Annotated in this window: 17 protein-coding genes; 12 read left to right on the top strand and 5 right to left on the bottom strand. The window is 57.2% G+C overall.

Annotated features, from left to right (window positions below; genetic code table 11):
* Positions 1-25: 25 nt before the first annotated feature.
* The 12 genes from AC05QJ_RS24235 to AC05QJ_RS24180 all read left to right on the top strand — a co-directional run bounded on the left by AC05QJ_RS24235 (position 26) and on the right by AC05QJ_RS24180 (position 15,103).
* Positions 26-2,233: a bifunctional prephenate dehydrogenase/3-phosphoshikimate 1-carboxyvinyltransferase gene (locus AC05QJ_RS24235; protein ID WP_476747999.1), complete on the top strand. Its 2,208-nt coding sequence runs from the start codon at positions 26-28 to the stop codon at positions 2,231-2,233.
* Positions 2,230-2,919 carry a (d)CMP kinase gene (gene cmk, locus AC05QJ_RS24230; protein ID WP_476743777.1) on the top strand — a complete coding sequence of 230 codons (690 nt, stop codon included), beginning with the start codon at positions 2,230-2,232 and terminating at the stop codon, positions 2,917-2,919. The genes AC05QJ_RS24235 and cmk overlap by 4 nt, the downstream gene beginning before the upstream one ends.
* A gap of 122 nt (positions 2,920-3,041) precedes the next feature.
* A complete protein-coding gene (gene rpsA / locus AC05QJ_RS24225; protein WP_476743776.1) occupies positions 3,042-4,721 on the top strand; it encodes a 30S ribosomal protein S1 in 1,680 nt (559 codons plus the stop codon).
* 223 nt (positions 4,722-4,944) lie between these two features.
* Complete coding sequence (ihfB, locus tag AC05QJ_RS24220; protein WP_476743775.1) at positions 4,945-5,241, top strand: integration host factor subunit beta; 297 nt, start codon at positions 4,945-4,947, stop codon at positions 5,239-5,241.
* 22 nt (positions 5,242-5,263) lie between these two features.
* Positions 5,264-5,506: a lipopolysaccharide assembly protein LapA domain-containing protein gene (locus tag AC05QJ_RS24215; RefSeq protein ID WP_476743774.1), complete on the top strand. Its 243-nt coding sequence runs from the start codon at positions 5,264-5,266 to the stop codon at positions 5,504-5,506.
* A gap of 126 nt (positions 5,507-5,632) precedes the next feature.
* Complete coding sequence (locus AC05QJ_RS24210) at positions 5,633-7,069, top strand: MBL fold metallo-hydrolase RNA specificity domain-containing protein (protein ID WP_476743773.1); 1,437 nt, start codon at positions 5,633-5,635, stop codon at positions 7,067-7,069.
* 1,058 nt (positions 7,070-8,127) lie between these two features.
* Entirely contained in the window at positions 8,128-9,090 is a 963-nt protein-coding gene (locus AC05QJ_RS24205; protein ID WP_476743772.1) for a UDP-glucose 4-epimerase family protein, read from the top strand.
* Positions 9,087-10,097, top strand: coding sequence for an MraY family glycosyltransferase (locus AC05QJ_RS24200; RefSeq protein WP_476743771.1), 1,011 nt, complete (start codon positions 9,087-9,089; stop codon positions 10,095-10,097). Before AC05QJ_RS24205 ends, AC05QJ_RS24200 begins: the two co-directional genes overlap by 4 nt.
* Positions 10,098-10,196: 99 nt before the next feature.
* The gene (locus tag AC05QJ_RS24195; RefSeq protein WP_476743770.1) at positions 10,197-12,182 is read left to right on the top strand and encodes a polysaccharide biosynthesis protein; all 1,986 of its coding nucleotides are present in this window, start codon (positions 10,197-10,199) and stop codon (positions 12,180-12,182) included.
* Between the two features lie 184 nt (positions 12,183-12,366).
* A complete protein-coding gene (gene rfbC / locus AC05QJ_RS24190; RefSeq protein ID WP_476743769.1) occupies positions 12,367-12,924 on the top strand; it encodes a dTDP-4-dehydrorhamnose 3,5-epimerase in 558 nt (185 codons plus the stop codon).
* On the top strand, positions 12,911-14,074 hold the full coding sequence (locus AC05QJ_RS24185) for a DegT/DnrJ/EryC1/StrS family aminotransferase (RefSeq protein WP_476743768.1): 1,164 nt from the start codon (positions 12,911-12,913) through the stop codon (positions 14,072-14,074). Before rfbC ends, AC05QJ_RS24185 begins: the two co-directional genes overlap by 14 nt.
* Positions 14,075-14,209: 135 nt before the next feature.
* Complete coding sequence (locus AC05QJ_RS24180; RefSeq protein WP_476743767.1) at positions 14,210-15,103, top strand: glycosyltransferase; 894 nt, start codon at positions 14,210-14,212, stop codon at positions 15,101-15,103.
* Here AC05QJ_RS24180 and AC05QJ_RS24175 read toward each other — a convergent pair.
* The 5 genes from AC05QJ_RS24175 to AC05QJ_RS24155 are packed head-to-tail and all read right to left on the bottom strand — an operon-like array spanning position 15,097 to position 19,593.
* Positions 15,097-16,215 carry a glycosyltransferase family protein gene (locus AC05QJ_RS24175; RefSeq protein ID WP_476743766.1) on the bottom strand — a complete coding sequence of 373 codons (1,119 nt, stop codon included), beginning with the start codon at positions 16,213-16,215 and terminating at the stop codon, positions 15,097-15,099. The two genes, AC05QJ_RS24180 and AC05QJ_RS24175, sit on opposite strands and share 7 nt — an antisense overlap.
* Positions 16,215-17,309 carry a non-hydrolyzing UDP-N-acetylglucosamine 2-epimerase gene (gene wecB / locus AC05QJ_RS24170; protein ID WP_476743765.1) on the bottom strand — a complete coding sequence of 365 codons (1,095 nt, stop codon included), beginning with the start codon at positions 17,307-17,309 and terminating at the stop codon, positions 16,215-16,217. The genes AC05QJ_RS24175 and wecB overlap by 1 nt, the downstream gene beginning before the upstream one ends.
* Before the next feature lie 25 nt (positions 17,310-17,334).
* A complete protein-coding gene (locus AC05QJ_RS24165; protein ID WP_476743764.1) occupies positions 17,335-17,712 on the bottom strand; it encodes a GtrA family protein in 378 nt (125 codons plus the stop codon).
* Complete coding sequence (locus AC05QJ_RS24160) at positions 17,709-18,668, bottom strand: WxcM-like domain-containing protein (protein ID WP_476743763.1); 960 nt, start codon at positions 18,666-18,668, stop codon at positions 17,709-17,711. Before AC05QJ_RS24160 ends, AC05QJ_RS24165 begins: the two co-directional genes overlap by 4 nt.
* Positions 18,658-19,593, bottom strand: coding sequence for a glycosyltransferase family 2 protein (locus tag AC05QJ_RS24155; protein WP_476743762.1), 936 nt, complete (start codon positions 19,591-19,593; stop codon positions 18,658-18,660). The genes AC05QJ_RS24160 and AC05QJ_RS24155 overlap by 11 nt, the downstream gene beginning before the upstream one ends.
* Between the last annotated feature and the right edge of the window lie 103 nt (positions 19,594-19,696).

Below are 19,696 nucleotides of genomic sequence, written 5' to 3'. Positions count from 1 at the left end.
AGTCGAAACGCAACAGGGCGGCCCGATCATTGGCCGCCTGGTGGTAGTGGGCCTGGGGCTGATTGGCGGCTCGTTCGCCAAAGGCCTGCGTGAAAGTGGCTTGTGCCGCGAGGTGGTCGGTGTCGACCTCGATCCGCAATCGCGCAAGCTGGCGGTGGAACTGGGTGTGGTCGACCGCTGCGAAGACGATCTCGAGGCGGCCTGCGTCGGTGCCGACGTGATTCAGTTGGCGGTGCCGATCCTGGCCATGGAGAAGTTGCTGGTACGCCTGGCGAGCTTGGATCTGGGGCAGGCAGTGCTGACCGATGTCGGCAGTGCCAAGGGCAATGTGGTGCGTGCGGCGCGTGGCGTCATGGCCGGGCGGTTGTCGCGTTTCGTGCCCGGGCACCCGATCGCCGGCTCGGAGCAGAGCGGGGTGGAGGCCTCCAATGCCGCGCTGTTCCGGCGCCACAAGGTCATTCTGACGCCGTTGGCCGAAACCGATCCGGCGGCGCTTGCGGTGGTTGACCGGCTCTGGCGCGCACTGGACGCCGATGTCGAGCACATGCAGGTCGAGCGGCATGACGAGGTGCTGGCTGCCACCAGCCACCTGCCGCACCTGTTGGCCTTCGGCTTGGTCGATTCGTTGGCCAAGCGCAATGAAAACCTGGATATCTTCCGTTACGCTGCCGGTGGTTTCCGCGATTTCACGAGAATCGCGGGGAGTGACCCGGTCATGTGGCATGACATCTTCCTCGCCAATCGCGAGGCGGTCCTGCGCACGCTGGATACATTTCGCAGTGATCTCGACGCCTTGCGCGACGCGGTCGATGCAGGGGATGGGCACCAGTTGTTGGGCGTTTTCACCCGCGCCCGGGTTGCCCGCGAGCATTTCAGTAAAATCCTGGCCCGTCGGGCCTATGTGGACGCTATGAATTCCAACGACCTGATTTTCCTGGCACAACCTGGCGGCCGCCTGTCCGGACGCATCCGCGTTCCAGGCGACAAATCGATTTCCCACCGCTCGATCATGCTTGGCTCCCTGGCTGAGGGCACCACCGAGGTGGAAGGTTTCCTCGAGGGCGAAGACGCTCTGGCAACGCTTCAGGCCTTCCGCGACATGGGCGTTGTGATCGAAGGTCCGCATCACGGTCGCGTGACCATTCACGGCGTGGGTCTCAATGGCCTGAAGCCGCCGCCTGGCCCTATCTACCTGGGTAACTCCGGCACCTCGATGCGTCTGCTGTCGGGTCTCCTGGCTGCGCAGAGCTTCGATACCGTGCTCACGGGCGACGCCTCGCTGTCCAAGCGCCCGATGAACCGTGTGGCCAACCCACTGCGGGAAATGGGCGCGGTCATCGAAACGGCGGCCGAAGGGCGTCCACCCATGACCATTCGTGGTGGCCATGCGCTCAAGGCGCTGACCTACACGCTGCCGATGGCCAGCGCCCAAGTGAAATCCTGCCTGTTGCTGGCAGGTCTCTACGCCGAGGGCAAGACCACTGTCACCGAGCCGGCGCCGACCCGCGACCACACCGAGCGCATGCTGCGCGGCTTTGGTTATGACGTGACGGTCGACGGTCCGACCGCCTCGCTGGTATCGGGCGGCAAGTTGAGCGCCACCCATATCGAAGTGCCGGCGGACATTTCCTCCGCGGCCTTCTTCCTGGTGGCGGCTTCCATCGCAGAAGGCTCCGAGTTGGTGCTGGAACACGTTGGCATCAACCCGACCCGTACCGGCGTTATCGACATCCTGCGCCTGATGGGCGGTGACATCACCCTCGAGAATCAGCGTGAAGTTGGCGGCGAGCCGGTTGCCGACCTGCGCGTGCGAGGCGCGAAGCTCAAGGGCATCGAGATCCCTGAGCATCTGGTGCCGCTGGCCATCGACGAATTCCCGGTGCTGTTCGTGGCGGCTGCCTGCGCCGAAGGGCGTACCGTGCTGCGTGGCGCCGAAGAGCTGCGGGTGAAGGAGTCCGATCGTATTCAGGTCATGGCTGACGGCCTGCTGGCTCTGGGCGTCAAATGCGAGCCGACGGCAGATGGCATCATTATCGATGGCGGCCCGATCGGTGGTGGCGAGGTCCATGGTCACGGCGATCACCGCATATCCATGGCGTTCAGCGTGGCGTCCCTGCGGGCCAGTGCGCCGATTCGCATCCATGACTGCGCCAACGTCGCCACGTCCTTCCCGAATTTCCTTGCGCTCTGCGCGGAAGTCGGCATTCGCGTCGCTGAAGAGGGCAAGTCGTGAACACACAAGCGCCGGTCATCACCATTGACGGGCCGAGCGGCTCGGGCAAGGGAACGGTAGCTGGATTGCTGGCCCGGGAACTGGGCTGGAACCTGCTCGACTCCGGTGCCCTGTATCGTTTGCTGGCGTTCGCCGCCGGCAACCACGGGGTGGACCTGACCAACGAAGAACTGCTCAAGGCCCTGGCTGCCCATCTGGACGTGCAGTTCATCGCGGCCGAGCCGGGCAAGCTGCAGCAGATCATTCTCGAAGGTGAGGATGTCAGCAACGTCATTCGAACCGAAACCGTCGGGGCCGGGGCCTCGATGGTGGCCTCGCTGCCTGCGGTACGTGAAGCCCTGCTGCAGCGCCAGCGGGCCTTCCAGGAGGCACCGGGGCTGATTGCCGATGGCCGCGACATGGGGACCGTGGTGTTTCCTGACGCGCCGCTGAAGATTTTCCTGACAGCCAGCGCCGAGGAGCGTGCACGCCGCCGTTATCTGCAGTTGAAGGCAAAGGGCGAGGATGTTAGTCTGTCGAGTCTGCTAGATGAGATACGTGCGCGTGATGAACGCGACACCCAGCGCTCGGTGGCCCCGCTCAAGCCGGCCCCCGACGCGATTCAGCTGGATTCGACCGAATTGTCCATCGAGCAGGTGCTGGAACGCATTCGAAGTGAAATCGCGCTGCGCGATATCGCCGGATGACCAGGGAGAATGCAGGATTACCCAGTCAACGTCCTGCAGGCGACCCTTACTATGAACGAAACCCACATTGTCTGGAATGTGGCTGATGGGCGGATTTATCGCCCGAATCTACAGGAATTAAAATGAGCGAAAGCTTTGCAGAACTCTTTGAAGAAAGCCTGAAAACCCTCAACCTTCAACCAGGTGCGATCATCACCGGTATCGTTGTTGATATCGATGGTGACTGGGTTACTGTCCACGCTGGTCTGAAGTCCGAGGGCGTCATCCCGCTCGAGCAGTTCTACAACGAAGCTGGCGAGCTGACCATCAAGGTCGGTGACGAAGTTCACGTTGCGCTGGACGCGGTGGAAGACGGCTTTGGCGAAACCAAACTGTCCCGTGAAAAAGCCAAGCGCGCCGAGTGCTGGATTGTTCTGGAAGCAGCTTTCGCCGCCGAAGAAGTGGTCAAGGGCGTTATCAACGGTAAGGTTAAAGGCGGCTTCACTGTCGACGTTAACGGTATCCGTGCGTTCCTGCCAGGCTCCCTGGTTGATGTCCGCCCAGTGCGCGACACCACCCACCTCGAAGGCAAAGAGCTGGAATTCAAGGTCATCAAGCTGGACCAGAAGCGCAACAACGTTGTCGTTTCCCGTCGCAGTGTCCTGGAAGCCGAAAACAGCGCCGAGCGCGAAGCTCTGCTGGAATCGCTGCAGGAAGGCCAGCAAGTCAAGGGTATCGTCAAGAACCTCACCGACTACGGCGCATTCGTGGACCTGGGCGGCGTAGACGGCCTGCTGCACATCACCGACATGGCCTGGAAGCGTATCAAGCACCCATCGGAAATCGTCAACGTTGGCGACGAGATCGATGTCAAGGTTCTGAAGTACGATCGCGAGCGTAACCGTGTTTCCCTGGGTCTGAAGCAACTGGGCGAAGACCCATGGGTTGCTATCAAGGCACGTTACCCAGAGAGCACCCGCGTAATGGCGCGCGTCACCAACCTGACCGACTACGGCTGCTTCGCTGAGCTGGAAGAAGGCGTTGAAGGTCTGGTGCACGTTTCCGAAATGGACTGGACCAACAAGAACATCCACCCGTCGAAAGTCGTTCAGGTTGGCGACGAAGTGGAAGTCATGGTTCTGGACATCGACGAAGAGCGTCGTCGTATCTCCCTGGGCATCAAGCAGTGCAAGTCGAACCCATGGGAAGACTTCTCTGGCCAGTTCAACAAGGGCGACAAGATCTCCGGCACCATCAAGTCGATCACCGATTTCGGTATCTTCATCGGCCTGGATGGCGGCATCGACGGTCTGGTTCACCTGTCGGACATTTCCTGGAACGAAGTCGGCGAAGAAGCCGTACGTCGCTTCAAGAAGGGCGACGAGCTGGAAACCGTCATCCTGTCGGTTGATCCAGAGCGCGAGCGCATCTCCCTGGGCATCAAGCAGCTGGAAGACGATCCGTTCTCCAACTACGTTGCTGTCAACGACAAGGGCGCTATCGTCAAGGGCACCGTGAAAGAAGTTGACGCCAAAGGCGCCATCATCACTCTGGCCGACGATATCGAAGCGACTCTGAAAGCTTCCGAAATCAGCCGTGACCGCGTTGAAGACGCGCGCAACGTCCTGAAGGAAGGCGAAGAGATCGAAGCCAAGATCATCAGCGTTGACCGTAAGAGCCGTGTCATCAGCCTCTCCATCAAGTCGAAAGACGACGCTGAAGAGCGCGAAGCTATCCAGAGCCTGAAAACTGCTCCGGAAGCTGCAGCTGACACCACCATGGCTGCGCTGCTGCGCGAAGCAATGGCTGCCAAGCAGAACTAAGTTCTGTGCGGTAAAAAAGGGGCGACTTCGGTCGCCCCTTTTTTTGCGCTGAAGAAAGCCGGCGTGCGTGTGCGGGTGACCTGTGCCTTGCTGCATGCGCCTCGGTCAATTGTAACAATCTTGAAATTTTGATTAAGTCAAGAACTGCCCTGTTCAAAACCTCTGGAGCATGCTAAAAACAAAGTAAGCAATGATCTAGCTGCTTGATAACGAAGGGAAAAGTATGACGAAGTCCGAGTTGATCGAACGTATAGTCACCCATCAGGGCTTGCTCTCGTCAAAAGATGTAGAGCTGGCCATCAAGACCATGCTTGAGCAGATGTCACAATGCCTGGCGACCGGAGATCGTATTGAAATCCGTGGCTTTGGCAGTTTTTCCCTGCATTATCGTGCGCCGCGTGTAGGGCGTAACCCCAAGACCGGTCAGTCCGTAAGTCTGGACGGCAAGTTTGTTCCCCACTTCAAGCCTGGCAAGGAGTTGCGGGATCGTGTCAATGAAGATGAGCATCCAGCTCACTGACGGATTATAAAAGGGGTAGATCATGCGCAATATCAAGCGCCTGTTGCTGGCGTTGTTCCTGCTCGCGCTTGGGGTGATCGTGTTGTTTTTCATGCTTGAAAACCAACAGTCGGTATCGCTTGTGCTGTTTGGCTGGGCAGCCCCGGTGGTTCCTGTTTCGGCACTTCTGTTGGCCGCTCTCGTCATCGGCCTGGCCGTCGGTCCTCTTCTGAGTGCATGGGTGGTTTTAAGGGCCGGGCGCCGGGGCGGCAACAAAGTCGCCTGATTGCCACCAAGTCTGTTTCGGTTCGATATTCGGAAAATACCTACAGCGTGCGTGGCGTTCTCCTGCTGAAGCTGCCATGGAGTGTATGGGGTAATGCTACCCCCGCAGTCCGAGGAGCCGCACAGCATGATCTATCCCTCCATTACTCATCACGGCGCCACGCAAGGTGTCACAGGTTCCTGTCACCAGTTGCACCTTGATGCGCAGCGCAGCGTGCTCATCGACTGCGGCTTGCTTCAGGAGGGCGGTGCTCATTCAGGTCGAGTGATCGAGTTTCCCATTGAGGGCGTGAAGGCGCTGGTGGTGACTCACGTCCATCTGGATCATGCGGGCCGAATACCTGATCTGCTTGTAGCGGGTTATCGTGGTCCGATTGTTTGCAGTGAGCCATCTGCGAAGATGCTGCCCCTCGTGCTATGGGATGCCATGAAGGTTTCCGGTTGGGAGGCGGATGCCATCCAGCAGTGTCTGCGCCTATTGGGGCGCCTGGTCATCCCGCTGGCTTTCGATGAATGGTATGACATCGATCCGGCTGCAGAGCCAGGTTGCCGCCTGCGTCTTCAGCGCGCCGGCCATTTGCTGGGTTCTGCCTACGTCGAGTTCGATGTGCATGACGAGCGGCGGCGAGAGAACCGTCGTATCGTATTCTCGGGTGATCTGGGGGCGGGAAATAGTGCTTTGCTGTGCAAGCCCCATTCCCCGGAGCGTGCGGATGTCCTGGTGCTCGAAAGCACCTACGGTGATCGCTTGCATGCAGAGGGTGCCACTCGACGCCAGCGCCTGGAGCAGGTTGTCGAGCGAGCATTGATTGATCGTGGCACCGTCCTGTTTCCGGCATTCAGCGTTGGGCGCACCCAGGAGTTGCTGTTCGAACTTGAAGCAATCCTGCATGACAAGCAGCTTCTCTCGCAGGGCGGTAGTGAGGCATTGCCGAGAGACTCCGGTCCCGTCGACTGGTCGCAGTTGCCTATCATCCTGGATTCGCCGTTGGCCAGTCGGCTCACCGCGGTTTATCGGGAACTGAATGGGTACTGGAACGCGGATGCCCGGCAACTGCTCGGTGACGGGCGAAGTCCCCTCGGCTTTCGCCAGTTGATCAGCATCGACAGTCATCACCAGCATCAGCAAGTGGTCAATTACCTGAAGAGTACCGGCCGTCCGGCTATCGTGATTGCCGGCAATGGCATGTGTTCCAGTGGGCGGATCGTGAACTATCTCAAGGCGATGCTGGGTGACTCGCGGCATGAGGTCGTTTTCACCGGATATCAGGCCCGCGGTACGCCAGGGGCTGTGATACAGGCGTGCGAAGGGGCAGAAGGCTTCGTAATGGTCGATCTCGACGGTGAAATGCATGAGGTGAGGGCAAAGGTTCTGACGGTGGGTGGCTTCTCTGCTCACGCTGACCAGGCTGGGCTGACGCAGTTCGTCTCTGATATCCCCGAATGGCCTGGGCGGATAATCCTCGTGCATGGTGAGGCTGCAGCGAAGGCTGCACTGGCGCGGAAGCTGAGTTCGCATCGGGCGGAGCAGGGGGCAGCAGCGGTGATTGAAATTCCGAATTAGGTTTGGCGCGATGGAGTCAGGGCGCTCTGTCGTGCATCGTCTGTTCGGTGAGTGAATGATTTTGACGCAAGGCCAGATGGATAACATTAGGGGGTCAGGAACTTGAGCGCAGGTTTCCGTTCTGATGGAGTCTAAGTTGAAAAACTCGGGAAGACGCTGTTTCTGCCGATGTTTTGGGTGGTGGAATGATTTAGTGAAAAGGCTGCAGGTTTTTTTCGCTAAATTTTAGCTCTGATCAGCTGTTTTAAGTTCGAGAGAAAGATTCTTGTTTGCTGTAATTCTGGCTGCCTCATAGTGTTGAGCTCGGCATGAAATATGCTGGAATCTTGATGTTCTCTCCTGCTTTTTCATCGAGGCTTATTGGCTATAAGGCGGTGAGGTGGTTGCTGCATGCTGGCGAAGCTTTTTCGGTGGCTGCGGAAGCGGGGCCTGGCCCGCTTCCGGCGCCTCGCGGCAAGAGTTTTTCCTCCGGCTACCTGCCTTCACTGGCTGGGCGAGTCCAACTCGTGCTGGTAGTCAGTAATCAATGTAGGCAGCGTCTGATAATTTCCGCGAATCTTCGGAGAGCGCTTGATATGAAGGATTTGGATGGCGTATTTTAGTCGGCTCAAGGCAGGTGTTAAGTGTTATCATACTTCGCGGTTTAATGTACAGCAGCTGTTATTAATCTGTGGTCAATATATATCAAGGTATGCAGGTTTTTTGTCTGTCGGTGCCGATAGGATAATTTCCACCCTGCACTTGACGGGCGTCAAGGTTTCGGTGTTGGAGTGGGCTTTGTTTTCAGCAGGGACGGAAGGAAATCAGTATTGCCTGCGCAAATGGCTTTGCAATGGAGCAGTTGTATTTCATCGGCTCACTGGTATTAAGCCCTGCGAAATGAACCCTCCTCATTTCGATGCCTTGACGGCGACCCGATCAAGCGAGGCAGGACTGCCATTGGGGGCTCACCCGGGCATTTTCGGAGGCGCTGGAGGCATGGCCTGTCGCAAAGCCCTGCCCCCAAAGCGTCAGGAGTCCTTGTTCATGGGTGCTTCGTTTCGTAGGTCGGGTCGCTCATGAGTTCTGTAGTGTTGTTGACCGGTGCCAGCGGGTTCATCGGCAGGGCTATTTACGAAGACCTCGTGTTGCGTGGCCATACCGTGCGTGCTGCTACTCGTCGTGCGGCGTCGCCAGGCGCCGGCAGCGAGGTTTTCGAGATCGATGGAATTGACGGAACAACCGATTGGCGGGGCGGCCTTGAAGGGGTGGAGGTTGTCATTCATTCGGCTGCCCGAGTGCACGTGATGAATGAGCGGGAGGCCGAGCCTCTGGTGGCTTTTCGCAGGGTCAATGTCGACGGCACTGTCAATCTTGCTCGCCAAGCAGCGGCAGCCGGCGTGAGGCGCTTCATCTTCATCAGTTCGATCAAGGTCAATGGCGAAGCTACGTTGCCTGGACGCCCCTACTGTGCAGATGACGAGCCGGCTCCTGCCGATCCCTACGCGATCTCGAAAATGGAGGCCGAGGCAGGGCTGCGTGAATTGGCGCGTGGCACCGATCTGGACGTTGTGATCATTCGTCCTGTGCTCGTCTATGGTCCTGGAGTAAAGGCCAATTTCCTGACAATGATGCGCTGGTTGAACAAAGGTATTCCGCTGCCGTTTGGCGCAATCGACAACCGTCGAAGCCTGGTGGCTCTGGAAAATCTTGTAGACCTAGTGCACAGGTGCATGACGCACCCGGCGGCAGCCAATCAGACGTTTCTGGTCAGCGATGGCGACGACCTTTCCACTACCTGCCTGTTAAGACGCATGGCACAGGCACTTGGCAAGCCAGCGCGGCTGGTACCGGTTCCGGGACGAGTGCTGACGTTGGGCGCGAACCTGCTCGGTAGAGGAGCTCTCGCGCAGCGCTTGTGTGGATCGTTGCAGGTCGATATCGAAAAAACGCGGTCGCTGCTCGATTGGACGCCTCCCGTCAGCGTTGATCAGGCGCTGGCGCAAACTGCCAGCCATTATCGGGAGCATCTAGGCGAATGACTGAATGGTGGATTGCGCCGCTGGTAGTCCTGGCTTCGTTCCTGATGACGGAGGGCCTGCGTCGTTATGCATTGGCCAAGAGCATCATCGACGTGCCCAATGCACGGAGCTCTCACGCTGTTCCCACCCCCCGGGGTGGCGGTGTGGCAATCGTTGTTTCGTTTTTGCTGGCTCTCGTGGCACTTGGTGCCATGGGCTTGCTCACGCTCCCTTTGGTGCTCGGCCTCGCAGGCGGTGGCGGGCTGATCGCGCTCATCGGTTTCATGGACGATCATGGTCATATCGCAGCCCGATGGCGATTACTGGGGCACTTCATCGCTGCTGGATGGGGATTGTTCTGGTTGAACGGTTTGCCGCCAGTCACCCTGTTTGGCGTCGAGGTCGATCTTGGGTGGGGCGGGGCAATCGTGGCGGCGCTTTACCTGGTGTGGTTACTCAATCTTTATAACTTCATGGACGGGATCGATGGCATCGCCAGCGTCGAGGCCATTTCTGTCTGCCTGGGGGCATGCCTGCTTTACTGGATAAGCGGCTTCGAACAACTGATGGTTTTGCCGATGATCCTGATCTTGTCGGTGAGCGGTTTTCTATACTGGAATTTCCCTCCCGCGAAGATTTTCATGGGAGATGCGGGCAGCGGTTTCCTCGGCATTGTGCTGGGGCTGCTTTCCTTGCAGGCCGCGTGGGCCTCCTCGCAGTTGTTCTGGTGCTGGTTGATTTTGCTGGGCGTGTTCGTGGTGGATGCAACCTTTACCCTGATCCGGCGATTGGTGCGCGGCGAGCGAGTCTATGAAGCACACCGCAGCCATGGCTACCAGTTCGCTTCTCGGCGCGCCGGTGGGCATTTGCCGGTGACGTTGGCGGTGCTGTTTTTGAACGTATGCTGGTTATTGCCAGTCGCCGTGTTCGTCGTGCTGTTTGACCTCGATGGATTCATCGGGCTTCTGGTGGCCTACCTCCCGCTGGTATTTCTGGCAGTGGCTTGCAATGCAGGCGGCCGTGAATAGCGAGTACCTCAATCCTTTGATGAGGCTGGCCGAGGGCTGGACAGGAACGATCTTTTGAGGATAGGAAAGAAAAAGGTGGTCGCAAGAGGCTGGGAAAAAATGCGCGTGGCTCTTCTAAGCCTGCCACGAGCAAAGAAGCGATTGATTCAGGTGCTGGCAGATGTGCTGCTGGTATGGCTTTCCATGTGGCTCGCGTTTGTGGTCCGGCTTGGGATTGAAGAGTCAATAGAGCTGGCTCAGGGCCATTTCTGGTTGTTCATTTGTGCGCCCCTGGTGTCCATTCCCCTGTTCATCAAATTCGGGATGTACCGCGCGGTGATGCGTTACTTCGGTAACGATGCAATGATCGCCATCATCAAGGCGGTCACCCTTTCGGCGCTGATTCTTGGCGTCATTGTCTACTGGTCCGCGAACCACCAGTACCTCGTGCCACGCTCCATCATCTTCAACTACTGGTGGTTGAGCCTGGTCTTGATTGGCGGCTTGCGACTCGCCATGCGTCATTATTTTCTCGGGGACTGGTACGGCGCAGCACAGCACATGCCCTTCAGCACTCGTGATGACGGGCTGCTCAAGGTCGCCATTTACGGAGCCGGCTCAGCGGGCAACCAGCTGGTTGCCGCATTGCGAATGGGCAAGGCAATGCGTCCGGTTGCGTTCGTAGACGATGACCCCAATATTGCCGGGCGGGCGATAGCCGGGCTGAGTGTCTACCCACCTGCAGAAATCCAGAGAATGATCGATGTGACGGGGGCCAATGAATTGCTGCTTGCCGTGCCTTCGATCAGTCGGGCGCGCCGGCGGGAGATCCTGGGCTTGCTGGAAGGATACCCGCTGCATGTTCGCAGTGTGCCCGGCTTCATGGATCTGGCGAGCGGTCGGGTCAAGGTCGATGACCTTCAGGAAGTCGATATCGCCGATTTGCTTGGGCGTGACGCCGTGCCTGCACAAGCTGACTTGCTCGAGCATTGTGTGAAAGGCCGGACGGTGCTCGTGACGGGGGCTGGTGGTTCTATCGGCTCGGAGCTCTGCAGGCAGATACTTGCGCTCCAGCCAACGACGTTATTGCTGCTGGATCATGGCGAGTTCAATCTCTACAGCATCCTCAGAGAGCTCGAGAGCTGTGCCCAGCTCAAGGCAATGACGGCACATATCGTGCCCATTCTTGGGTCTGTACGTAATTTCCCGCAGTTGCTGGACATCATGAGCACCTGGCGCGTTGACACCGTCTATCACGCAGCAGCCTACAAGCATGTACCCCTGGTCGAGCACAATGTCGCCGAGGGGGTGCTGAACAATGTGATGGGGACCTTGAACGCAGCACAAGCAGCGTTGCAGGCAGGCGTGCCCAACTTCGTTCTGATTTCCACGGACAAGGCCGTGCGTCCTACCAATGTCATGGGGTGTACCAAACGTCTGGCGGAGATGGTCCTCCAAGCTCTCAGCCGTGAGCAGATGCCGATCCTGTTCGGTGACCCCGATAACGTTGCAACAGCCAATAGAACGCGGTTCACCATGGTGCGCTTCGGTAACGTCCTGGGCTCTTCCGGGTCGGTCATTCCGCTGTTCCACCAACAGATCAAGACGGGAGGGCCGCTGACGGTCACTCACCCGAACATTACCCGTTACTTCATGACCATTCCGGAAGCTGCCCAGTTGGTGATCCAGGCGGGCTCAATGGGGCAGGGGGGCGATGTTTTTGTCCTCGACATGGGGGAGCCGGTGAAAATCGTCGAGTTGGCGGAAAAAATGATCCACCTCTCCGGCTTGAGTGTGCAGTCCGAGCGCAATCCGCATGGCGACATCGCGATCGAGTTCAGTGGGCTACGACCCGGAGAGAAGCTCTACGAGGAACTGTTGATCGGTGACAACGTCGTGTCGACCCGCCACCCGATGATCATGAGTGCTCATGAAGACTGTTTTGACTGGGATCATCTCAAGGTCCGGCTGGCTGCTTTGCTGAAGGCCATATCCGAGGACGATTACCTGCACGTTCGTTCGCTGTTGCAGGAAATGGTGAGCGGGTATGCGCCGGATGGAGAAATTTTTGACTGGATTCACCAGCAGCGTAGCCAGGAGTCCTGAGAGCGCTGGGGCCGGAGGCGCTTATCTGCTAAGGTGGCCGACACAGTCTGGTGATCGTTCCGGTAATCGTTTTTATTCATGGCGCAAGCACATTTAGCAGGCTGGAACCTACAATCGTTCTCCTTGCGGGGGCGGTGATGCGCCTTGGTTGAATTCAAATAAAGCTTACAGTGGTGTCTGACTCATGAATGTAATTCGTACCGCCTTGCCTGAGGTATTGATCATCGAGCCTCAAGTGTTCGAGGACGATCGTGGCTGGTTCGTCGAAAGCTACAACGAAAGAGCGTTTCATCGTGCATTGAGCGATCTGGGCTTCGACGCACCGAAACCGCTGTTGCAGGACAACAGGTCATTGTCGCGCAAGGGCGTACTGCGTGGGTTGCATTATCAGCGTACACCTCACGCCCAGGACAAGCTGGTCAGTGTGACCCAGGGCGCTATCTTCGATGTCGCCGTGGATATCCGGAAGGACTCGGCAACCTACGGTAAATGGGTCGGCGTCGAGCTGAGCGCTGCCAACCGCAGAATGCTCTGGGTTCCGGCGGGATTCGCACATGGTTTCCTGTCTTTGCAGGACGACACTCAAGTGCACTACAAAGTGAGCGATTATTACGCGAAAGATTGTGAAGGCAGCATCAACTGGGCTGATCCTCAGTTGGCGATCGATTGGCCAGAAGGCATGGAGTTGATCATCAGCCCCAAAGACAAGGACGCGCCTTTACTGGCGGATGCCGTTATCTAGTGTCGCGTTTTATTGGTTCCACTGTGGAGATAAAGTTTTGAACGTGCCTTTTCTGGATTTGAAAAAACTCAACGAAACAATGCGCGATGAGCTGGTGGCTGCCAGCACCCGTGTAATTGAATCCGGTTGGTATATTTCTGGCCCGGAGCTGGAAGCATTCGAGGGCCAATTCGCCGCCTATTGCGGAGTTGAACATTGCCTCGGTGTTGCCAATGGCCTGGACGCGCTGACACTCACGCTGCGCGCCTGGAAGCTGATGGGCAAGCTCACGGAGGGAGATGAAGTCATCGTCCCTGCCAATACCTACATTGCGAGTATCCTCGCAATCACCGAGAACCGCCTGGTTCCCGTATTGGTCGAACCCGATCTGACTAGCTACAACTTGAGCGCTGAAGGAGTCCGGAACGCAATTACCGCTAAAACCAAGGCTATTCTTCCTGTGCATTTGTACGGGCGTCTGGCCGACGTAGCTGCAATCCGGGAAATTGCGGATGCGCACCAGCTTCTTGTGCTGGAAGATTCCGCGCAGGCTCATGGTGCTTCCTGCAGAGGCAGAAAGGCAGGCAATTGGGGAGATGCATCCGGTTTCAGTTTCTATCCAGGCAAAAACCTCGGGGCTCTGGGCGATGCTGGCGCTATCACCACCAATGACTCCGCACTTGCCGAAACACTCAGGGCTTTGCGTAATTATGGCTCTCATGTCAAATACCAGAATATCGTTCAGGGCGTGAACAGCCGCCTGGATGAACTTCAAGCCGCATTGTTGTCCGTGAAGCTGAAGTATCTGGACCAGCAGACAGCTGCTCGCCGTTCCGTGGCCGACAGGTATCTGCGGGGCATCTCCAACGAGCGTCTTGTCATGCCGGTTGCGAAGGCGCAGGCGTTGGCAGAAGATAACGTCTGGCATGTCTTCGTTGTGCGTAGCGATGCCAGAGCGGATCTGCAAAAGCATCTCCAGGAAAAAGGCGTTCAGACGCTCATTCATTACCCCATCCCACCGCATCGTCAGCAAGCCTATGCGTCGTTCAACGACCTTCAGCTTCCTGTCACCGAAACCATCCATGACCAGATCCTGAGCCTGCCGATGAGCCCCTGCATGAGCGAAGAGCAGGTCGCTGCGGTCATCGATGCCTGCAATAGCTTCCGCTGATCGGGGCGACGGGCAAGGGGAAACAGTGGGTGAGCGATCATCGCTGTTTCCCCGGCGCTGGATGAATGATTTCTGACAAAGATCGCGCAGCTTGCGGGGAGTAACGGTACCTTGGAAACGACGAGCAGGTCAGGCTTGAATGAACCGGAGGTTGCAGTGTTGCTGGCGGTATGGAACGGCATGCAGTGGTTGCCGGAACAGTTGGAGTCGATCCGCAAACAGCAGGGCGTAAAGGTCAGCATTTTTGTCAGCGTTGATGTTTCCACTGATGGTACAGAGGCGTGGTTGGAGAACTACGCCAAGGCCTGTCCTTGCTTGAAACTTCTCCCTTCGGGCGTTTTCGGGGGGGCTGCGAAGAACTTCTTCCGTCTGGTTCGGGATGTCGATCTTGCGCCGTTTGATTACGTCGCATTTGCTGATCAGGATGATATCTGGCATGCCGACAAGCTGTATGCTGGCCACTCGGTCATCAGCCAGGGAGCAGCTCAGGCCTATTCAGCGAACGTCTCCGCATTCTGGCCAGATGGCCGTACTTGCCTGATCAACAAGGCGTTTCCTCAGCGTCGATATGACTACCTGTTCGAAGCTGCCGGGCCGGGTTGCACTTACATGCTGAGTCGCCCTGTGGCGGAAGGACTCAAGTCTTTTCTCGAAGCACATTGGCAGGCAATCAATAACGTGGCATTGCACGATTGGCTTGTCTACGCCTGGACGCGTGCTGCGGGATGGACATGGTTCATCGACCCGCATCCGGTGCTGCGTTACCGGCAGCATGAGCAAAATCAGGTAGGGGCCAACAAAGGATGGCATGCCTTGTGGAAGCGACTTCAGCTGGTGAGAGAGGGATGGTATCGCGCCGAAATAGGCAGGATCCATCAGTTGGTGAGTCCATTATTAGCCGGCCAAGGGCTTTTCGGCGAAAAGAACTTGCCCGGTCGTTGGACGTTGTTGGCCAACATTCGTCATCTTCGGCGTTCTGCGAAAGATCGAGCCTTTCTGTTCGCTCTCTTGCTGTTCAACCTTTATTGAGGTTGGTTCTTTATTCCCGGAAGATCCGCACTTTCGAAGCGGGCGTGCCACCCGTTTTTCGCTTTGAAGTCTTCGATGAAGGCCGGGGTCGGGCTGTAGCTGAGTGCGTGATTTGACGCCTCCAGTATGGAGTCGCCAATATCGCAAAGGTAAACACCCGGCTCGCTGCTTCGATAACACATCTCGCCGAACCGGGTAGACATCACTGGCAGGCCGGCCGCGACATATTCATAGTATTTGATCGGATCTACGCTTGCGGTAAGCGGAGTTTGTCGAAAGGGTATAAGGGCGACATCGAAAGTCAGCATCAGGGCAAGTGCGTCTCGATGGCTACAGGCGGGCCGTATTGTCACATTGGCTGGTAAGGCGCCTGAATATCTGTGGCTCAATGGGCCGACAATCATCACCGTGTCCGCAGGGCGCGCACTGGCAAGCTGTATGATCCATTGCCAGTCGAACCATCTTCCAACCGTGCCGATATAGCCAAATACCTTTCCTGTGTCGCGGGGCGCAAGATCGAGAGGGGCCGGCATTGCCTGGGCATCCAGCGCATTGGCCACGAAGCGCACATCGTGGTGCCGGGCACGCCATCTTTCCAGTAATAAAGTCGACGAGGTCATGATCATAGTGGCCAGTGCCCCCACCTTTTTCTCACGCTGCTGCATGGAGACGCGAGAAAGCCCTGAAAAGAAAGCAGGGAAATCGTCCATTGCGTCGTAGACCATCTCGCATTCGGGCAGTGCCCGTGCCAGCCTGAGCGCGAGTTCCGACGGCTTTCCAACGACTATCAATGTCTTGCGCTTTTGAGCGAAGCGCTTGGCCGTCTGGATCAGGGGTGACCAGAACAGCCGGTGGTTGACCAGTCCCGAGAAGGGGAGTGGTTCTATGGGGAGAGCACGAGGCCGCTCAACCTTTACCCAGGGTTCAAGGGCCTCGACACCCGCGTCGTTCCCACGCCTGTGAGCAAGGTCGCTCAGGCGTGGTAAACGACTCGGGTAGGGATCTATCCACAGTACATCACCTTGGGTGACCTGATGAAACCAACGAGCGAATTTCTGCGGGCGTTGGGAAAAGCTGCTCCAGGGTACCGGGGATAGATAGATCAACTGCATCAGGCGAAATGCTTCTTCAGTACTTCAACGATACGTTCTGCGCCTTTGCCGTCGCCGTAAGGGGAGACGCCCCGTGCCATTGCCTTGTAAGCCTCAGGATCGTCAAGGAGCGTTTGCGCCTCGCCAAGGATTCGATCCTTGTTCGGGCCGACCAGTTTGACCACGCCGATGTCCACGGCCTCAGGGCGCTCGGTCTCATCCCGCAGAACCAGGACCGGAACACCGAGGGCAGGGGCTTCCTCCTGCACGCCTCCCGAGTCACTGATGATCAGATAGGCTTTTTTCATCGCGGCGATGAAGGGTGCGTAATCCAGAGGTTGGCACAGAACGATGTTGTCGATACCGCCCAACATCGCGTGAGCGACATCCTTTACGTTTGGATTGGGATGAACAGGATAGAGAATCTGGATATCCGGATTACGTTCGGCCAGTTCCTTGAGTGCTTGACAGATATTCTTGAATGGCTCGCCAAAGTTCTCGCGGCGGTGCGAGGTGACCAGTACCAAGCGCTTGCTGTCATCGGTTTTCACGCCAATTTCCAGCTCTTTGCTGGCGGTCATCAACAGTGCATCGATGACGGTGTTGCCCGTTACATAGATATCTTGCGCAGGAATGCCTTCGCGCAACAGGTTATCACTTGAGCTCTGTGTTGGCGCGAAGTGCCAGCGAGTAAGCCGACCTGCCAGTACCCGATTGGCTTCTTCCGGGAAGGGGTTCTGCATATCCCATGTGCGCAAACCCGCTTCGACGTGGCCGAACGGAATACGTCTGTAGAAACAGGCAAGCGCCATCGCGAAAACAGTGGTGGTATCACCTTGTGCGAGAACGACGTCCGGTTGCTCGTCGACCAAGACCTTGTCGAGCTCCAGCAGCAGGCGTGCCGTGAGCTCCGTAAGGTTCTGATTGGGCTTCATGATGTTGAGGTCGATATCGGGCTTGATGTCGAAAAATGCCATGACCTGATCCAGCATTTCGCGATGTTGCGCCGTAGCGAGGACCCGTACCTGTGCCCAAGGTTGTTTTTTGAGCTCGAGAATGACCGGAGCCATTTTGATTGCTTCGGGGCGGGTACCGACCGTGCAGATAATCTTCATTACAAATGCCTATTCTGGGTGTTGTTCATGGTCGGCGCAGTATCCAGCGTGTCATCACGAAGGTCAGGGGAATACTGATGACAATAACGACCAATGGAGCGAGTTCTTTGGGTAAATCAAGCTGTTCGACAAGGAGGCCCAGCAATACCGCGGAAAGCAGGTACTGCACCAGGTAAACCACGGGGTAGGCCAGCAGGCCCCGCCAGGTCATGGGGGTCTTGAAGACGAAGGTCGAATTCAGCCAGTAGGAAAAAACGATGCCTGCAACATATGCCGAGGCATAGGCGATCTGATAAGACAGTATCAACTGAAGGCAGTAGTAGATTGCATACGTCAACGCAGTGTTCAGCGCACCGCAGACAAGAAACTTGGCAGACTCAATGGAGAGGTGTTGCCGGCTCATGCGCAACTGCTCGTATTGGATGCGGTAAGCCGTGAGAATTCGCTGTAGTCGCGAATATAATCGGTCGCGTCGTACAGATCGGAGGCGAAGACCAGCAGCACCGCATCGCTTGAGTATTTGTACTGGATGCCCCATGTCATGGGGGGCAGGTACAACCCGAGTTCCGGTTTGTCCAGAGTCACTTCCTCGCGGACCCTGCCGTCATCGACCACCACACTGATGCTACCCTTGACCGCTATCAGAAACTGATGGCATCGGTGGTGTGCATGCTCACCCCGGGTATCTGCAGTGGGGACATCGTAGACCAGGAAGTAACGTTTGGGTTCAAACGGTATGTCGCCGGGAAACTCGCCGACTGAAAGGCTGCCGCGCAGGTCGGTAACGGCTTTGAAGGTATGCAGCGTTACCCCTTTGACACGCGTGTTGACGACTCCGGGCTCCGCCGAGCGGGTGGCATTAACGCTGACATCGGAGGAGCGGGCATTGGCGTAGCCAACGATTTTTGCTGGATTGCCGGAGACGATCGCGAAGGGGGGAACAGAGCGCTCGACAACCGCCCCTGCCGTGACGACCGAATTTTCGCCCAGGGTAATACCGGCGTGGATGGTGGCATTGGCCCCGACGAAAGCATGCTGCCGCACAGTAGTGGTTGCGGATGCTGCCGCAGAAGAGGTCGCACCTGCAGGTTCCTGCGAGAAGGTGGCGTTCGGACCGATATACGCATCATCGGCGACCAGGGTGCCGGACCATAGCTGGACACCATTCTTGATCGTGACGCGATCGCCTAGAACGACATCATCCTCAATCAACACACTTTCGCTGATTTTACAGTCCTGGCCGATGCGTGATCCTGCATGAATCCTGGTAAATGCCGAGATGGTCGTATTGGCACCAATGTCACTGCTGTCGCACAGGCTTGCGGGGTGCAGGAAATAGTTCGCCTGTTCACTCTTCATGGTTGAACGTCTCTGTTCTCAATGCGATGGCGATTGGGCGAGTCTTGGTATTTTCGTAGGTTCGCCAGGCGTAGGAGCCAACAATGCCGAGGCCCAGCAAGTTTGCCGCGCCGAGGAAAACGATGACGTTGATGGTCATCGCATACCCAGACACGGTGATGAGCCCGAGTAGTCGAGCAATGGCCACCACGATACCAAAAGCCGCAGCCACGATCGTGGTCGCGGCGCCCAAGCGAGTCAATATCCTGATGGGCAGGTCTGTAAACGCAAAGATGCTGTCCATCATGTAGTTGAATTTCTTGGAAAACGTCCAGGCCGATTGGCCATGTTGGCGTTTCAGTCGAGAGTAGGTAATGGTCTTGCGGCGATACCCCAGCCAGAACACTTGAGCAATCAACGAACTGTGGCGCTCATCGAGCGTCAGCAACGTGTCACGAAACGCTTTGTTGCATCCGAAAACGTCAACCCCACCTTCGGGAATTTCTGCAACGACGTAACGGCGGTACAGTCCCCAGAACGTTTTGGCAGCCAAACGGGACAAAAATGGATCGTCGCGCCCTTCACGGACGCCAAGGACCACATCATGCTCGCCGGTCAGCAATGCATCATTCATCTCTAGCACCAGTTCTGGCGGCTCCTGCAGATCTGCGGCCATGACCGCGAAGCGTTCACCCCTGGCTTTCTGAAGGCCCATTCGAATGGCAGGAAATGAGCCGAAGTTGCGGGTCAGCAAGACCAGTTGCGAGGAAAAGTGCTGGCGGGGAAGCTGCTCGCGGAGGATTTCGTAGCAGCGGTCAGGGCTGCCATCCACCACGAACACCGCTTCGAACTCCTCCGACACGTCGTCATTCAGCTTGCTCACCGCCGCAAGAAGGTCAGGTAGCGATCCCTCATTCTTATAAACGGGAATGATTAAACTTAGCAAAACGGAATACTCCTTATAACGTGCGTTGCCTGACCTTCGAAACGCACCAACGTCGACCTGTTCCCAGGTCGACGATTTCGTTTTGAGCGTGACGCTGGATGTA

Source organism: Pseudomonas sp. TUM25319 (genome assembly GCF_056388475.1).
Note: the sequence above shows the minus strand (reverse complement) of the source record. Positions and strands in the feature narration are given on the sequence as shown.

What these genes read in the sequence shown, in the direction of transcription:
- rpsA (WP_476743776.1), top strand. Translation starts at nt 3,042, where the DNA reads ATGAGCGAAAGCTTTGCAGAACTCTTTGAAGAAAGCCTGAAAACCCTC.
- ihfB (WP_476743775.1), top strand. Translation starts at nt 4,945, where the DNA reads ATGACGAAGTCCGAGTTGATCGAACGTATAGTCACCCATCAGGGCTTG.
- AC05QJ_RS24215 (WP_476743774.1), top strand. Translation starts at nt 5,264, where the DNA reads ATGCGCAATATCAAGCGCCTGTTGCTGGCGTTGTTCCTGCTCGCGCTT.
- AC05QJ_RS24210 (WP_476743773.1), top strand. Translation starts at nt 5,633, where the DNA reads ATGATCTATCCCTCCATTACTCATCACGGCGCCACGCAAGGTGTCACA.
- AC05QJ_RS24205 (WP_476743772.1), top strand. Translation starts at nt 8,128, where the DNA reads ATGAGTTCTGTAGTGTTGTTGACCGGTGCCAGCGGGTTCATCGGCAGG.
- AC05QJ_RS24200 (WP_476743771.1), top strand. Translation starts at nt 9,087, where the DNA reads ATGACTGAATGGTGGATTGCGCCGCTGGTAGTCCTGGCTTCGTTCCTG.
- AC05QJ_RS24195 (WP_476743770.1), top strand. Translation starts at nt 10,197, where the DNA reads ATGCGCGTGGCTCTTCTAAGCCTGCCACGAGCAAAGAAGCGATTGATT.
- rfbC (WP_476743769.1), top strand. Translation starts at nt 12,367, where the DNA reads ATGAATGTAATTCGTACCGCCTTGCCTGAGGTATTGATCATCGAGCCT.
- AC05QJ_RS24185 (WP_476743768.1), top strand. Translation starts at nt 12,911, where the DNA reads ATGCCGTTATCTAGTGTCGCGTTTTATTGGTTCCACTGTGGAGATAAA.
- AC05QJ_RS24175 (WP_476743766.1), bottom strand. Translation starts at nt 16,215, where the DNA reads ATGCAGTTGATCTATCTATCCCCGGTACCCTGGAGCAGCTTTTCCCAA.
- wecB (WP_476743765.1), bottom strand. Translation starts at nt 17,309, where the DNA reads ATGAAGATTATCTGCACGGTCGGTACCCGCCCCGAAGCAATCAAAATG.
- AC05QJ_RS24165 (WP_476743764.1), bottom strand. Translation starts at nt 17,712, where the DNA reads ATGAGCCGGCAACACCTCTCCATTGAGTCTGCCAAGTTTCTTGTCTGC.
- AC05QJ_RS24160 (WP_476743763.1), bottom strand. Translation starts at nt 18,668, where the DNA reads ATGAAGAGTGAACAGGCGAACTATTTCCTGCACCCCGCAAGCCTGTGC.